General features: G+C 63.1%; 17 protein-coding genes. 4 read left to right on the forward strand and 13 right to left on the reverse strand.

The window, feature by feature from the left end:
• Nucleotides 1-2 precede the first annotated feature (2 nt).
• Nucleotides 3-707 (reverse strand): hypothetical protein, encoded by a 705-nt coding sequence (locus tag PSV38_RS10465; RefSeq protein WP_300547189.1) that lies wholly within the window; start codon nt 705-707, stop codon nt 3-5.
• Nucleotides 661-1,449, reverse strand: a complete 789-nt coding sequence (locus PSV38_RS10470) for an SURF1 family protein (RefSeq protein WP_300547191.1) — start codon at nt 1,447-1,449, stop codon at nt 661-663. Before PSV38_RS10470 ends, PSV38_RS10465 begins: the two co-directional genes overlap by 47 nt.
• Before the next feature lie 42 nt (nt 1,450-1,491).
• Between PSV38_RS10470 and PSV38_RS10475 the strand changes: the two genes are divergently transcribed.
• Nucleotides 1,492-1,707, forward strand: coding sequence for a DUF2909 domain-containing protein (locus PSV38_RS10475; protein ID WP_300547193.1), 216 nt, complete (start codon nt 1,492-1,494; stop codon nt 1,705-1,707).
• A gap of 99 nt (nt 1,708-1,806) precedes the next feature.
• Here the strand turns inward: PSV38_RS10475 and PSV38_RS10480 are convergent, their stop codons facing one another.
• The 8 genes from PSV38_RS10480 to PSV38_RS10515 all read right to left on the reverse strand — a co-directional run bounded on the left by PSV38_RS10480 (nt 1,807) and on the right by PSV38_RS10515 (nt 8,368).
• Entirely contained in the window at nt 1,807-2,691 is an 885-nt protein-coding gene (locus PSV38_RS10480) for a cytochrome c oxidase subunit 3 (protein WP_300547195.1), read from the reverse strand.
• Between the two features lie 48 nt (nt 2,692-2,739).
• The gene (locus tag PSV38_RS10485; RefSeq protein ID WP_300547197.1) at nt 2,740-2,952 is read right to left on the reverse strand and encodes a DUF2970 domain-containing protein; all 213 of its coding nucleotides are present in this window, start codon (nt 2,950-2,952) and stop codon (nt 2,740-2,742) included.
• Entirely contained in the window at nt 2,949-3,518 is a 570-nt protein-coding gene (locus PSV38_RS10490) for a cytochrome c oxidase assembly protein (RefSeq protein WP_300547476.1), read from the reverse strand. The genes PSV38_RS10485 and PSV38_RS10490 overlap by 4 nt, the downstream gene beginning before the upstream one ends.
• Nucleotides 3,519-3,560: 42 nt before the next feature.
• Entirely contained in the window at nt 3,561-3,692 is a 132-nt protein-coding gene (locus tag PSV38_RS10495) for a cytochrome oxidase small assembly protein (protein WP_300547199.1), read from the reverse strand.
• Between the two features lie 14 nt (nt 3,693-3,706).
• Nucleotides 3,707-5,332, reverse strand: coding sequence for a cytochrome c oxidase subunit I (gene ctaD / locus PSV38_RS10500; RefSeq protein ID WP_300547201.1), 1,626 nt, complete (start codon nt 5,330-5,332; stop codon nt 3,707-3,709).
• A 38-nt stretch (nt 5,333-5,370) separates the two neighbouring features.
• On the reverse strand, nt 5,371-6,564 hold the full coding sequence (gene coxB, locus PSV38_RS10505; protein WP_300547202.1) for a cytochrome c oxidase subunit II: 1,194 nt from the start codon (nt 6,562-6,564) through the stop codon (nt 5,371-5,373).
• A 98-nt stretch (nt 6,565-6,662) separates the two neighbouring features.
• Complete coding sequence (locus PSV38_RS10510) at nt 6,663-7,217, reverse strand: DUF2244 domain-containing protein (protein WP_300547204.1); 555 nt, start codon at nt 7,215-7,217, stop codon at nt 6,663-6,665.
• 218 nt (nt 7,218-7,435) lie between these two features.
• Nucleotides 7,436-8,368, reverse strand: a complete 933-nt coding sequence (locus PSV38_RS10515) for a biotin synthase (protein WP_300547206.1) — start codon at nt 8,366-8,368, stop codon at nt 7,436-7,438.
• 73 nt (nt 8,369-8,441) lie between these two features.
• Here PSV38_RS10515 and PSV38_RS10520 point away from each other — a divergent pair, with 73 nt between their 5' ends.
• Nucleotides 8,442-9,164, forward strand: a complete 723-nt coding sequence (locus PSV38_RS10520; protein WP_300547207.1) for a ComF family protein — start codon at nt 8,442-8,444, stop codon at nt 9,162-9,164.
• Between the two features lie 153 nt (nt 9,165-9,317).
• Entirely contained in the window at nt 9,318-9,752 is a 435-nt protein-coding gene (locus PSV38_RS10525; RefSeq protein WP_300547208.1) for a hypothetical protein, read from the forward strand.
• Nucleotides 9,753-9,765: 13 nt separating this feature from the next.
• Here PSV38_RS10525 and PSV38_RS10530 read toward each other — a convergent pair whose 3' ends face one another.
• Nucleotides 9,766-10,293 (reverse strand): hypothetical protein, encoded by a 528-nt coding sequence (locus PSV38_RS10530; protein ID WP_300547210.1) that lies wholly within the window; start codon nt 10,291-10,293, stop codon nt 9,766-9,768.
• 190 nt (nt 10,294-10,483) lie between these two features.
• Here PSV38_RS10530 and PSV38_RS10535 point away from each other — a divergent pair, with 190 nt between their 5' ends.
• Nucleotides 10,484-10,699 (forward strand): hypothetical protein, encoded by a 216-nt coding sequence (locus PSV38_RS10535; protein WP_300547212.1) that lies wholly within the window; start codon nt 10,484-10,486, stop codon nt 10,697-10,699.
• A 16-nt stretch (nt 10,700-10,715) separates the two neighbouring features.
• Here PSV38_RS10535 and PSV38_RS10540 read toward each other — a convergent pair whose 3' ends face one another.
• Together PSV38_RS10540 and PSV38_RS10545 are read right to left on the reverse strand one after the other, a co-directional pair.
• Nucleotides 10,716-11,858, reverse strand: a complete 1,143-nt coding sequence (locus PSV38_RS10540) for an NAD(P)/FAD-dependent oxidoreductase (RefSeq protein WP_300547213.1) — start codon at nt 11,856-11,858, stop codon at nt 10,716-10,718.
• Nucleotides 11,855-13,333: an FAD-dependent oxidoreductase gene (locus tag PSV38_RS10545; RefSeq protein ID WP_300547214.1), complete on the reverse strand. Its 1,479-nt coding sequence runs from the start codon at nt 13,331-13,333 to the stop codon at nt 11,855-11,857. Before PSV38_RS10545 ends, PSV38_RS10540 begins: the two co-directional genes overlap by 4 nt.
• Between the last annotated feature and the right edge of the window lie 56 nt (nt 13,334-13,389).

Genomic DNA, 13,389 nt, shown 5'->3' on the forward strand with positions numbered 1-13,389 from the left:
CCTCAGCGGCCCGCCTCATCCCAGGAATCGTTGGCCTTCATCAGGCGGCTGAGGTCGCGCTTGACCTTGCTCATGTCGGGCTGCGCCGGGAAGCGCATCATCCACGCCCCCTTGGGATCCACCAGGTAGAAATGGGCGCTCAAGGGCTGCCCACTTTCTGGGTTGAACCACTTAGCCAGATCGCCTTGCGGCGCGCGCAGCACCGTGGTGCCCTCCAGGCCTGGCTTGATGGCATCCCGCACGGGCGCGTCGTCGGTGATGAGCCAGACGCGGTCCACCCGGTCCTTGTCCTTGCCCAGCGTTTCGCGCACCTGGCGCTGGTAGTACAAATGCTGCTCGCAGGCGGCATCACAGGCGCCGCCTGCGACGGTCACCAGCAGCCATTGCCCCTTCAGCGACGAAGCCACCACGGGCTGATTCTGCAGATCCTGGAGCGGCAGCGCGGCATCCGCCGGCATCTCACGCGTCGGCAGGATCAAGGTACCGTAGTTGGCGCGCCCCTCGGGCCGGATCACGTAATAGGTCAGGTAGGAGGCCACCACCGGCGTGGCACAAATGGCCCACACCAGCAGCATCTTCAACCGACCCATGCGGGTGCGCTGGCCGAGTTCGGCTTGCGGCACCGAAGGCAGGCTGTGCACGCTCATTTGCACCAGCGGATCACCGCGTTCGGCGGCGGAGGGGGCTGAGGAGTTGGAACCAGACATACAGTCCTGTGATCAAGGCGGCCAGGGCGAACCACTGGACCGCGTAAGCGTTGTGTTTGCCGACATCGGAGGCCGGGGCCGGCCAATCGCGCCGCAAAGGAAAGCCCGACGCATCGGGGAAGATTTGGCCCGTCTGCGAGGTCTCGGGCCGCAACTGAAGCACCGCCATCGGCACCACCGTCCTGCCCAGCAGGGTCGGCAAGGCCGAGAAGTCGATATTCTGGACGATGCGGGGGCTGGATGCGGCGGGCAAGGCCAAATCAGCGCCCAAACTGTAGGAGCGGGACAGCTCGGGCACCAGACGCCCGACCAATTGAACAGGGCCCGAGGGGGTCAGGAATGGCGGGGCTTGGGTGCGATCCTGAGCATTGCGGGGCACCCAGCCACGCTGCACCATCAGCACCTGATCAGCGCAGGGCCCAGGCCCTGTGAGTTGCATCGCCGTGATGACGTAAAAACCAGCCCGGCCATCCATGGCGCGGTTGTCCAGCAACCAAGTGTGCTGCGGCAACCATTGGCCCTTCAGCACCACTCGGCGGTTCACCAACAAGGCATCAGTCAGCGCGTCACAATGCAAAGCGGCGTTGTCGAGCGTCGGCAAGGCTTCGCGCTCGGCCACGGCGGCTTGCCGGGAGAGTTTTTCGTCGGCACGGTGCAATTGCCAACGCCCCAAGGACAAGGTCAGTCCCACGGCCAGCACGGCGGCCACCAAAATCAGGGCTTGACGAGAACGCGGGGTCATCGACCCCCCATCCGCAGCGCGCGGCCGACATAATGTCTCACCATGAAAATCATTATCACCTTTGCATTGCTGGCCATTGCCGTCGCGCTGGCCATGGCCGGCCGGGCCTTGCTCAAGGACGGCCGTGACGGCGCCCCAAAAAGCAACCGCATGCTGCATGCCCTGGCTTTGCGCGTGGCCTTGTCCGTGACCTTGTTCCTGTTCATCCTGTTCAGCTACAAGATGGGCTGGATCCACCCGACGGGCATCCCGCTTTGAGTGGCTGCCCAGGGGTTTGAAGTCAAAAGAGCGCCACCTGGGCGCTCTTTTTTTTGGAGCCCGCGCCTGCCCGTGCCGGGCCAGGGGCAGGCGGCTTGCCTACATCCAATAAACCACGATGTACAGGCCCAACCAGACCACGTCCACAAAGTGCCAGTACCACGCCGCGCCCTCAAAACCGAAATGGCGTTGAGCGGTGAAGTGGCCCTTGTGCAAACGCAGGGTGATGAACAACAGCATCAGCGTGCCCACCAACACGTGGAAGCCGTGGAAGCCCGTCAGCATGAAGAAGGTGGAGCCGTAGATGCCCGAGGACAGCTTCAGGTTGTAGTGGACATAAGCTTCGTAGTACTCGTAGGCCTGCAGGCAAAGGAACACCGAGCCCAGCAGCACCGTGAGCCACATGAAGGCAATGGTCTTGCCACGGTGGTCTTCACGCAGGGCATGGTGGGCAATGGTCAGGGTCACACCGGACGTGAGCAGCAGGGCTGTGTTGATGGTGGGGATGGGCCACGGGCCCATGGTGCGGAAGGCTTCCACGGTCCCGGCGGGCGAGGCGGTCGCGCCTGCAACCACGCTGGGCCAAAGTGCCTTGAAATCGGGCCACAACAATGCGTTCTCGATGTTGCCCAAGGCCGGCAAAGAGTATTGGCGTGCCCAGAACAAAGCCCCGAAGAACGACGCGAAGAACATCACTTCCGAGAAAATGAACCATGCCATGCTCCAGCGGAAGGACATGTCGACGCGGTCGCTGTATTGGCCGCTTTCGCTTTCATGGATGGCATCGCCAAACCAACGCTTGAGCGTGAACAGCCACCAAGCCATGCCCAGGGCCACGGAGTAAGGGCCCCACTCCACGCCATTGACCCACTGTCCCGCGCCCAACACGACAAAGAACAGGCCGATGGCCGCCATCACCGGGTGGCTGGACGGGCCTGGCACGAAATAGTAGGGAGCTTGCCCTTTGGGAACCGCTGCCGACATGTTGTTCTCCTGGATACCGTTACTTGAAAGAATTGAAGACGAAAACCATCACTGCGCCACGCCGCTCGTCACCACCCAACGCACGAGCAAGACCAGCACGGTCACGAACACCGCACCACCCAGCAAGCCGACCAAGATCAGGTGGGCAGGTTTGATCCGGGCAATGTCTTGCGCCTGCCCGGACGACTTGCGGATGCCAAAAAAAGACCAGGCCACGGCTTTCACTGCTTGAGTGAAAGATCCCTTCGGTTGATCGTTCACACGCCCCCCTTCGGCGCCGCAGGCACCTTGCCACCCACCTCGAAGAAGGTGTAGGACAAGGTGATCGTGGTGACATCCTTGGGCAACTGGGGATCGATCACAAACACCACCGGCCAGCGCTTGGTCTCGCCCGGTTTGAGGATGTATTCGTTGAAGCAAAAGCACTGCAATTTGTTGAAATGCGCGGTCGCCTGCTTGGGCGCATAACTGGGAATGGCCTGCGCGGCCATCGTCCGGTTCTGCGTGTTACGGAACTCGTACATCACCGTGGCCATCTGCCCAGGGTGCACCTGCAGGGAGCTCACCTCGGGCTTGAACTCCCACACGCCCCGGGCGTTGGCATCGAACTCGACCGAAATGGTGCGGCTGGTGTCCACCTGCGTATTGGGACGGCTTTTGGCCGACGCCCCCGGGATCACCTGCTCGGTCAGGGACAACACATTGATGCCCAGCGCTTTGCAGATCGACTTGTACATGGGCACCATGGCGTAGCCAAAGGCGAACATGAGGCAGGTCACCACCAACAACTTGCCCACCATGCCCAGATTGGCTTGGCGCAGATGCAGCATCCGGGCAGACAGGGTGGCGGGCGTGGCGCTCATGGTGCGTCAGTGCTTGAGCAAAACCAGCCGCGTGATGAAGCCCACGAAAAAGACCAGGGCCACCGAGCCCAGGATCAATCCCAGGCGCACGTTGCGCGAGCGCAAGGCTTTCTGGCTGTCAGGGGTAGGCCGGGTCATCTTGATCACCTGGCTCAGCCGATCACGCGCGTGGCCGTGGGGTCCAGCTTGGGCGGCGTCTCGAAGGTGTGGAAAGGCGCTGGCGAGGGGATTTCCCACTCCAGGCCTTCAGCACCCTCCCAGGGACGGGCCGGGGCCGGCACGCCCTTGCCACGCATGGCCGGGATCATCACGCCAAAGATGAAATACACCTGGGCCAGGCCGAAGGCGAAGGAACCGATGGAGGCAATCTCGTTGAAATCGGCGAACTGCATCGGGTAGTCGGCATAACGACGTGGCATGCCCGCCAGCCCCAGGAAGTGCATCGGGAAGAAGGTGACGTTGAAGGCGATCAGCGACCACCAGAAGTGCAGTTGGCCCTTCCAGTCGGGGATCATCACGCCGGTCCACTTGGGGGCCCAGTAATAAAAGCCGGCGAACAGCGCGAACAGCGAACCTGCGACCAGCACGTAGTGGAAGTGGGCCACCACGTAATACGTGTCCTGCAGTTGCGTGTCGATCGGGGCCATCGACAGGATCAGGCCGGTGAAGCCGCCCATCGTGAACACGAAGATGAAGCCCACGGCCCACACCATCGGGGCCTCGAAGGTCATGGAGCCGCGCCACATGGTGGCCACCCAGTTGAAGATCTTCACGCCGGTGGGCACCGAGATCAGCATGGTGGCGTACATGAAGAACAGCTGGCCAGTCACGGGCATGCCGGTGGCAAACATGTGGTGAGCCCACACGATGAAGCTCAGGATGGCGATGGAAGCCGTGGCGTACACCATGGACTCGTAGCCGAACAGCTTCTTGCGGGCGAAGGCCGGGATGATCTGGCTGACGATGCCGAAGGCCGGCAAGATCATGATGTAGACCTCAGGGTGACCGAAGAACCAGAAGATGTGCTGGTACATCACCGGATCGCCGCCGCCAGCGGGGTTGAAGAAGCTGGTGCCGAAATGGCGGTCGGTCAGCGTCATGGTGATGGCGCCAGCCAGCACGGGCATCACGGCGATCAGCAGGTAGGCCGTGATCAACCAGGTCCACGAGAACATGGGCATCTTCATCAAGGTCATGCCCGGCGCGCGCATGTTCAGGATGGTGACGACGATGTTGATCGAGCCCATGACCGAGCTGGCACCCATGATGTGCATGGCGAAAATGCCGGCATCCATTGACGGGCCCATCTGCAGGGTCAGCGGCGCGTACAGCGTCCAGCCTGCGGCGGGCGCGCCACCAGGCATGAAGAAGGAGCCGACCAGCAGCAGCGACGCAGGGATCAACAGCCAGAAGCTGAAGTTGTTCATCCGCGCGAAGGCCATGTCGGAGGCGCCAATCTGCAGCGGGATCATCCAGTTGGCCATGCCCACGAAGGCCGGCATGATGGCGCCGAACACCATGATGATGCCGTGCATGGTGGTGAACTGGTTGAACAACTCGGGGTTGAACAACTGCAGGCCGGGCTTGAACAGCTCGGCGCGGATGCACAGGGCCAGCACGCCGCCGATCATCAGCATGGTCAGCGAGAACAGCAGGTACAAGGTCCCGATGTCTTTGTGGTTGGTGGCGAACACCCAACGGCGCCAGCCGTGGGGGTGGTCGTGGGCGTGATCGTCGTGCCCGTGGGCGTGACCGCCGTGATCAATGACTGCGCTCATGTCGAATCCTTTACGTATCTTGTCAGGTCAGCGCCGCGTCACTGACGGGCAGTGCGCACTTCGGCAGGCTGCACGACCTGCCCGGTCTTGTTGGACCAATGATTCTTGGTGTAGGTGATGACCGCAGCGATCTCGGTGTCGGAGAGTTGCTTCCAGGCGGGCATGATGTTGTTCTGCCCATTGAGCAGCACCTTGATCTGCAGACTCTTGTCGTCATTGAGCACAACGGCGGCGCCATCCAGCGGCTTGATCGCGCCACCACCCTTGCCGTTGGGCAAGTGGCAGGCGGCGCAATTGGCGGTGTAGACCTTCTCGCCACGCGCGATCAGATCGTCTTGGTTCCAGACCTTGTTGGGATCATCGGCCTTGGCCTTCATTTCTTTCAACTGGCCTTGCACCCAGGCGCTGTAGTCGGCATCAGACACGACCTTCACGTGGATGGGCATGTAGGCGTGTTCCTTGCCGCACAGCTCGACGCACTGGCCGTAGTAATCGCCGATCTTTTCAGCGCGGAACCAGGTGTCGCGCACGAAACCGGGGATGGCGTCTTGCTTGATGCCGAAGGCCGGCACCATGAAGGAGTGGATCACGTCGTTGGCGGTGGTGATGATGCGCACTTTTTTGTTGACGGGCACCACCAGAGCGTTGTCGACCTTCAACAGGTAGTTGTCACCCTGAGGAGTGCCCGCATCCGACAAGGCGCGGTGCGAAGCGTCCAGCGTGGACAGAAAGCCAATGCCCTCGCCTTCGCCCCGAAGGTAGTCATAGCCCCACTTCCATTGGTAGCCGGTGGCCTTGATGGTCAGGTCGGCGTTGGTGGTGTCTTTCTGGGCCACAACCACCTTGGTGGCGGGCAGGGCCATGCCGATCACGATGATGAAGGGGACCACGGTCCAGATGATTTCAACCGTGGTTGATTCGTGGAAATCGGCGGACTTGGCGCCCTTGGACTTGCGGTGTTTGAAGATGGAATAGAACATCACCCCGAACACACCAATGAAGATGATGCTGCAAATCCACAGCAACAAATAGTGCAGGTTTTGCTGCTCCAGGGCGATTTTGGTGACGGCGGGATGCATGTCCAACTGATTGACCGCCGGGCCGCCCGGCAAATCGTTGACCGCCCAGGCCGCAGAACTGGCCGCCAAAGACGCCAACGCGCCGCCAAACGCACAACCGACCGCCCGTCCTGCGGACCACCGACTCACCTGATGCCCAAGATCCTTGATCATTTCTTCGCTCGTCTATGGTTGAACTTGTTGTTTGAGAGGTCTGTTTGCGGAGGGACTGCCAGGCGCATGAACGCGACACAAGGTCACGGTCAGGCGCCTCAGTCCTCCAGGTGCTTGAGCGCCCAGCGGAACTCGTCCGCCAGCTGGCGTCGATGCTGGCGCTGAACGAATTCACCCACCACCACACTGCGCCCTTGCCCCGACAAACGCACCAGGGAGCCATCGTCCCGATCGGGCTCGACGCGCACCCAGCGCGGGTTGAATTCGACACAGTTGGTGCGGCCACCGCTTCGGCGTTCGACCCGCAGCAGATTGGGGCGCATCGCAATGTACTCGCGATCGGCGGCATGGCGGGAGTACATCAGCACCGCGGCCATGACGGCGAGCATTTCCATGAATGCAAAGGGCAGCACGAAGGCCGCCCCGAAATACCAGAAACCACCTGCCAGGCTGACCGACACCAGGCAAAGGGCGGCATACACCGACCAGACCTGGCGGGCGCTGAACGCACCATCGCGCTGAAGAAGCCACTCGACCCGCCAGCTGGCGGCATCGGGCGCCGCCATGGAAGCCGCACCCTGCACCAGATTCAGCAAAGGGCGCCACACCCCAAAGCGCAGGGCGGCTGAGGACATCAGGGGGACTGGGGACAAGGCGGCAGGCATTTACGCCACGGCTCCAAGGCCACAAAGGGCGGAAAAGGGCGAAACACCCGGAAAAAGGTCAGCTTCGTGGGCCGACCTCAATGATCCGGCTATTTTAACCGGGGTCTGTCGCTATCTCAACTCGCGAGGAATTTACTTTTGCTATGGCTAACCCGTGATTTTGCGGGATTCGCAACGTGCAGGCACCCCCACACGGCCTCGGAAACTCAGGTTTTGGACGAACCGTGCCGGATCATCGCCTTCATGTCATCGAGGGATACGCGGGTCTCGGCGGCGATGGGTGGACGGGGCGCGGGCTTGACCGCGTGGCCGTAGACCAACTCGATCGTCAGACCCAGGCGGCCGTCTGCCCGCATCAAACCCTGGGTGAGCGCCTTCAACAAGCGCGCACGCCAGCGAGGTGTCCGCAAGCCAGCAAATCGACCCTGTGCCACATTGCCACCCCAGGTGCGCCACTCGGCCAGCATTTCTTCGGCACTGCCCCAGGTGAGGGTGACCTGTTCCATGTCCATGACGGGATCGGCAAACCCGGCCTCGACCAAGGCGTCGCCCAGGTCGTGCATGTCGATGAAACTGATGGTGGGCAGGGGCCAGCCCAGCTCCCGGTAAAGATGGCGCAGTTCACGGGCGGTGTCGGGCCCCAGGCCGGAGCACATCAGGAAGCCGTCCACGGCCAGGGCCTGGTGCCATTGCTTCAACAAGCCCGGCAGGTCCGGGTGAGCGTGCAGCGCCATGTTGGCCCACAGCATCTGGACGCCTTGCGGCGCCCACGGGGCGGGCTCGGTGGAGGTGCCCAGCACGACCGGGTCAGTGTCACGGCGCCAAGGCGCCCACCAGATTCTGGGCGCCTGGGCCCGCCACTGATCCCGACTGCGTTGCTGCAACTCAGGCACAGGCTCCCTCACCCAACGCTGGGCTTGCGGGTAGTGGGCCTGCACCTCGGCGGCCCCGCCCCCCAGAAACCCACCCCAATCCAGCCATTGCAAAGGTTGCAAGAGGATGATTTCCAGCTTGGAGGCCAGTCGGCGCGCCACTTCCTGGTAAAGCCAAGGCGCTCCAGGTAGACCGGCCAGACGGCGCGCCTGGTGCAACAAAGCCTGGGATTGAGGCGCGACAGGATTGAGAGAAGGGGCGGACATGGGACACCGGTGACAGCAAGGACCCCTCCACGGAGCGATGGCTTGCGGGCGGAGCGCTCAGTATATTGACTGGATGCTTTCTTTGCCCAGCCCCTCTCTTCGCTGGCGCTTGCCGTGGCCCGGCCTGTGCCTGGTGTGCCAGCGCGCGCAATGGCAGGCCATCTGCCATCACTGCCTGTCGGCTTTTGCCCCGCCGCGCCTGCGTTGCCAGCGTTGCGCCTTGACGCTGAAAACCGGTCAGTCAGCCTGCACGGCCTGTGAAGACTACCCCCCGGAATTTGACCGCGCCCTGGCTGCCGTGGACTACACCTCGCCCTGGCGCGAGCTGATCGCGCGCTTCAAGTTCCAGGGCGATCTGGCGCTGGCCAAGCCTTTGGCCAATTTGATGGCCGCCCAAATCAACGCCTTGCCGCCCCGCGCTCGGCCTCACTGGATCATTCCCACACCCTTGTCGGCGCTTCGTTTGCGCGAACGGGGCTACAACCAGTCGTGGCAACTGGCCAGGCACCTTTCCCGGCAAACGGGCATCCCCACCCTGCCCGATGCCCTCCGCCGCGTGAAAGACACGCCCCGGATGATGACGCTGGAGGCGGACGATCGCCGAAATCAAATTCGAGGGGCGTTCGAGGTCAACACACCCTGGCGCCGTGCCTTGGTCGGGCGCCGGGTGGCCCTGGTGGATGACGTGCTGACCACGGGCGCCACGGTCGATGAGATCACGCGGACTCTGCAGGCCGCCGGGGTGCGCAGCGTGTCGGTGTGGGTGGTGGCCCGGACACCTGCGCCCGGTGCGTGAGACCGCGCAGGCCACGGGAGATCGCTGGTATTTCTAAAAAAATGATTTCTTGACGTAACGGTGAGCGGGCACGCTGGTTGCCCTGTCATTCAAGGCACTGCACTCGCACGAGTTGCAGAGATGTTGTCCTTGATTCACCAGAGAGCTCCTCCCATGCGCGCCGTCATCTTCTCGATCCTTGCGGGGGCCGCCTGCGCATCACATGCTGCGCAGCCTGACTGCTTGCCCGCGAGCCTGGCCTTGTCGAGCACGCCCACCGGGCAACCGATTGCCCGACACACCCAGCGACCCAGCTTGTTCATGGCGTCCAACCACGGCTTGGCCGCTTACTGGTTTTGCCAAGCTCCACATGGCCAAATCACTTACTGGGAGGTTCATGGCACGCCAAAAGCCATCTTGGAAGCAGGCGGGGCCAGCGTGCTGGAAATGCTCTACATCCAGGATCGCGACGCTTCCTTGAGCAAACTGTCGGCAACGCCCTGCAACCGCGCGAACATTGCCGACCTGGACGAACAGCAACTCTGCAAAGAATTGCTGGACGAGGTCAGGGCCCAGTGGCCCCAATCCTCGGTCACAACGTCCCCTTGAAACGGGACGCTTTTCAGCGGTAAATCTGCTCGCCGTTGTAGCTCTTCCAGCTTTGCTCAATGTGGGCCGCATCATTATCCGAACGCGGCCTCACGCCCATCAAGATCCCGCCTTCTTGAATGCCGGCTTCATACTGCTTGACCCGCTCTTCGGGGATGCCCAAGCCAATCAGGGCGCCGATCAGCCCTCCGCCAGCGGCGCCCGCGCCCGCGCCAGCCAAAGCGGCCGCCAACGGTCCCGCCACCACCACGCCCAGACCCGGAATGAGCAGTGAGGTGCCGATGGCTGCGACTGCTGCCGCGATGGCGCCAACGGTGCCGCCGATCGCTCCGCCGATGCCTGCACCTTCGGCGGCCTTGTTGCCCAGTTCGGTTTCGGGCAAGGAGGATGACTTGAAATGACGATTGCGTGTGTCATCGGACATCACCAGGTTCACGTCATCCTGACTGTAGCCGCGTTCAGACAGCGACTGGTAGGCGCGCTCTGCGCTCTCGCGGTCCTTGAACAGACCAGTGACGTAAGGGGTGTTGGTATTGGCCATGGTGGCTCCTCAGCGTTAAGTTAGTGACGCTCCATGTGTGGCAAATGGCGAGCCCATCGCGCTTGAACGCCCCAATAGTCGGCGCCACCCCCCTCATCTGCCCCGATCAAGGTGATGGCAATCCCGCAAAATTGCCACAAGGCGGATCGAACCTCACCAAGTCGCCTTCTTTTGAAAGCGATGGTAAAAAATGCCGATCAACGCAGCATCTACCCGCAGGCACGCCCTGGCCCTGTATTTCTTGGGCCTGGGTTTGATCATGCTGGGCGCCGCTCTGATGGACTACTTTGACTCCCTCATCCCGATGGCAACGTGCGCGTCCGCCGGACTGATGCTCAGCGCCCCATTGGTCCAGCAGCTGGTGTGGCGATTCCTGGGCCGTCCTTTGGACCGATCTGCGGAATGATTGCGTACCAGTGGGCCTAATGCCGGTGTGACAGGGCGATGAGTCGCCCCAACTGTCGCGCTTCCTGGGCGATTTCACGCAGCATGCCGGTGGGCGAGACGTAATAGCCGCAGAAGTACAAGCCGTGGGCCTGACTCAAGGCCTGGCCGCTGAGCAGGGGTGTCCCACCTTCGCCGAACACGCCCTCCCCCACTTCCAGCCAGGATCGGACATTCGGCCGATAGCCCGTGGCCAGCACCACGGCATCAAAGGCCTCGGCCCGGCCATCGCTGAAGACCACACCACCCTCGGTGAAGCGCTCGATGCCCGGCCTGACCTGGACCAATCCCTGCTTGATCAAGGCGATGGTGCCCACATCAATGAAAGGCACCCGCCCGTGCTTTCGAATCTGCGTCACCGGGCCCTCGCTGGGTTGGCGCAAGCCGTATTTCGACAAGTCGCCCGTGAGCAGGCGCATCACTGGCGCGTTCAGGGCGTCGGCCAGTTGGGGCGGCAAGGCTTTCTGCAGGATGCCGATGGTCAGGAAAGGGATGCCGAACACCTCGCGCCGGATGACGTTGACGGGGCTGCGCACGGCCAGGGTGGGCCGCGCGCCATGCTCGTGAAGATCAATGGCGATCTCGCCACCCGAGTTGCCCAGGCCGACCACCAGCACGCGTTGGCCCTTGAAGGCGGCGCCATGGGCGTAGGCCGAACTGTGCAGAATCTGGCCTTGGAAGGTGTCCATGCCAGGCCAGGCGGGACGTTGCGGCTCGCGGTTGTAGCCAGCGGCCACCACGAGCGATCGGGCGTGGTAAACGGTGTCCTGTGAGTGGACCTCCCAGCCATGCTCGCTGCGGCACGCACGCACGATCTTCTGTCCATAGAAGGGCTGGATCTGGTGGTGGCGCGCGTAGGCGTTCAGGTAGTCCACCACTTGTTGGCGCGAGGGGTAGCGCGGGTAGGACTTGGGGAAGTCAAAGAATGGCAAGGCCGAGTGGGCCTTGTCGGTGTGCAGGTGAAGGCGGTGGTAATGGCCGACCCAGGACGAACCCACGTGGTCGTGCTGCTCCAGCACAATGCAGGGCACCTTCTCTTTTTGCAGGCAGGCCGCCATGGCCAGGCCCGCGGGGCCCGCACCCACCACGATCACGGGCGAGGCCCGAGCCACCGCGTTCATGTGCTGAGGATCTCCTGGGCGACCCGCTCGCCCGAGCGCACGGCGCCTTCCATGTAGCCGGTCCAGACGGACGAGGTCTCGGTGCCGGCCCAATGCAGCTTGCCCACGGGCGCGCGCAGGCTGGGGCCGAAGCCGGTCAGCACGCCGGGTGGGAAGACCCCGGTGGGCCCGCCCCCGCTGAAGTTTTCGGCTTGCCAGTTGTTTTCCATGTAGGCCAGTGGCGTGACCGCCTTGGGGCCGAAGAACACGGCCAAGGCCTCCAGCACCTTGCGCTTGCGCACGGCGGGTGTCATCAAGGCCGCATCGCGGGCGTCCTGGCCATCGATGAAGGCCATGATCACGCCAGGCGCGCCAGCCGTGGGCTGGGTGGTGTCGAACACGATCTTGGGCAGGAAGGCATCACTGGTGACTTGGCCACTGAGGCCTTCGTCGCGCCAGAAAGGCCGGTCATAGACGACGTGGATCTTCCAGGCCGAGCCCATGGGCACGCGCTGCATCATTTGCAAACGCACCTGGGTGGGGCCGTCCAGCGGCTCGTAGCTCAGGCGCGAAGCCATCCAGGGCGCCATGGCCACGACCGCACGCTGAGCCCGCACGGTGAAGCCATCGCCCGAGACCGCGATGCCGCCGCCGTCTTGCTTGACCGACCGGGCCGCCGCGCGGAACAGGATGCGGCCACCCAACTCGCGCGCCATGCCCAAAGCGATCGATTGCGATCCACCCACGATGCGGTCTTGCTGCGCCCCGCCTTGCGTGCTGAGCAGGCTGGTCAGACCGCCGCCCGAGTGAACATAGTGCAGCATGTACAGGAAGGAGATGTCGCGCGGCTCGGTCGACACCAGGGACAGGACGCACAGGCGCAGCAGGCTCTTGGCATCGGCGGTGAGCAGGTTGCGGTCTATCCAGGTCTGCATGCTCTGCGCATCCCACTCGGCGGCCTTCAAGGCAGTCCAGGGGGCATCAAGCGGCACCTGCTTGGCCATGGCGTCGATCTTGAGCATGGTGATGGCCACCTCGCCCGAGGCCAGCAAATTGGACCAGGGCAGCACGCCCGTGTAGGTGCTGCGCTTGCCGTTAGCGTAGTTGATCAGCTTGCCGGTGTCGTAGACGGGATAGGTCTTCAGGCCCAGCTGCTGGACCAGGGCGTACATGCGGTCTTGCGTGGGGCCGATGAAGGCAGCGCCACCCTCGACCACGTAATTGCCAAAGGGGGCGGGCAGGTTCTGATTCCAGCAACGGCCACCGACACGGTCACGCGCTTCCAGCAGCAAGACCTGCCGACCTGCGGCCACCAGGGCTCGGGCACAGGCCAGGCCGGAGTAGCCGCCACCGATGATGACCACGTCGGTGCTGTACTCGCCAGTGGCCGTGGGGCCCGTGGCGGCCTGGGCCTGCCCACCCGTCATCAGGGTGGAGGCGGCTGATGCCGTGAGCGCCGCGAGAACGTTGCGGCGGTGGATGGTGGGCTGGGTCATGGTGGCCTTTCAAGGTGGAAAACAAGGCGTCGTCAAAAACGGTGCGTCGACCTCCT

It is taken from the genome of Aquabacterium sp. (genome assembly GCF_029946005.1).
Taxonomy (GTDB): Bacteria; Pseudomonadota; Gammaproteobacteria; order Burkholderiales; family Burkholderiaceae_C; genus Aquabacterium.

Excerpts from the sequence above, each read along its gene's own strand:
- PSV38_RS10465 (WP_300547189.1), bottom strand. The coding sequence starts at position 707 with ATGTCTGGTTCCAACTCCTCAGCCCCCTCCGCCGCCGAACGCGGTGAT.
- PSV38_RS10470 (WP_300547191.1), bottom strand. The coding sequence starts at position 1,449 with ATGACCCCGCGTTCTCGTCAAGCCCTGATTTTGGTGGCCGCCGTGCTG.
- PSV38_RS10475 (WP_300547193.1), top strand. The coding sequence starts at position 1,492 with ATGAAAATCATTATCACCTTTGCATTGCTGGCCATTGCCGTCGCGCTG.
- PSV38_RS10480 (WP_300547195.1), bottom strand. The coding sequence starts at position 2,691 with ATGTCGGCAGCGGTTCCCAAAGGGCAAGCTCCCTACTATTTCGTGCCA.
- PSV38_RS10495 (WP_300547199.1), bottom strand. The coding sequence starts at position 3,692 with ATGACCCGGCCTACCCCTGACAGCCAGAAAGCCTTGCGCTCGCGCAAC.
- ctaD (WP_300547201.1), bottom strand. The coding sequence starts at position 5,332 with ATGAGCGCAGTCATTGATCACGGCGGTCACGCCCACGGGCACGACGAT.
- coxB (WP_300547202.1), bottom strand. The coding sequence starts at position 6,564 with ATGATCAAGGATCTTGGGCATCAGGTGAGTCGGTGGTCCGCAGGACGG.
- PSV38_RS10515 (WP_300547206.1), bottom strand. The coding sequence starts at position 8,368 with ATGTCCGCCCCTTCTCTCAATCCTGTCGCGCCTCAATCCCAGGCTTTG.
- PSV38_RS10520 (WP_300547207.1), top strand. The coding sequence starts at position 8,442 with ATGCTTTCTTTGCCCAGCCCCTCTCTTCGCTGGCGCTTGCCGTGGCCC.
- PSV38_RS10525 (WP_300547208.1), top strand. The coding sequence starts at position 9,318 with ATGCGCGCCGTCATCTTCTCGATCCTTGCGGGGGCCGCCTGCGCATCA.
- PSV38_RS10530 (WP_300547210.1), bottom strand. The coding sequence starts at position 10,293 with ATGGCCAATACCAACACCCCTTACGTCACTGGTCTGTTCAAGGACCGC.
- PSV38_RS10535 (WP_300547212.1), top strand. The coding sequence starts at position 10,484 with ATGCCGATCAACGCAGCATCTACCCGCAGGCACGCCCTGGCCCTGTAT.
- PSV38_RS10540 (WP_300547213.1), bottom strand. The coding sequence starts at position 11,858 with ATGAACGCGGTGGCTCGGGCCTCGCCCGTGATCGTGGTGGGTGCGGGC.
- PSV38_RS10545 (WP_300547214.1), bottom strand. The coding sequence starts at position 13,333 with ATGACCCAGCCCACCATCCACCGCCGCAACGTTCTCGCGGCGCTCACG.